The organism is Shewanella sp. T24-MNA-CIBAN-0130, from assembly GCF_040310185.1.
GTDB classification, from domain to species: Bacteria; Pseudomonadota; Gammaproteobacteria; order Enterobacterales; family Shewanellaceae; genus Shewanella; species Shewanella psychromarinicola.
Map to the genome: position 1 here is coordinate 1 of NZ_JBEOPP010000552.1, position 237 is coordinate 237.

Annotated in this window: 1 protein-coding gene; it reads right to left on the reverse strand. The window is 43.5% G+C overall.

Translation table 11 applies throughout. The features are described from left to right. The coding region (locus AAEZ02_RS23465; RefSeq protein ID WP_351125643.1) for an EAL domain-containing protein at positions 1–237 on the reverse strand (237 nt) is incomplete at its 3' end.

Consider the following 237-nt stretch of genomic DNA (forward strand, 5'->3'; position numbering starts at 1 on the left):
GCCCATATATGTTTGAGCATTAGACCTAATGTCGTCAAACGAATTAGATATCTGAGGTAGGCACTCAAAGCCCGGCTTTGCAAAAAAATATCCTTGGTAAAGCTTCACCCCTATATTTCGTAAAAAGTTGAACTCACCCTCTGATTCAACGCCTTCTGCCAGAACGTCAATACCCAGATCTGTACACACACTGTAAATCCCTTTAACAATTGCTTGCCGTGGGCCGTGGTGGTCAAT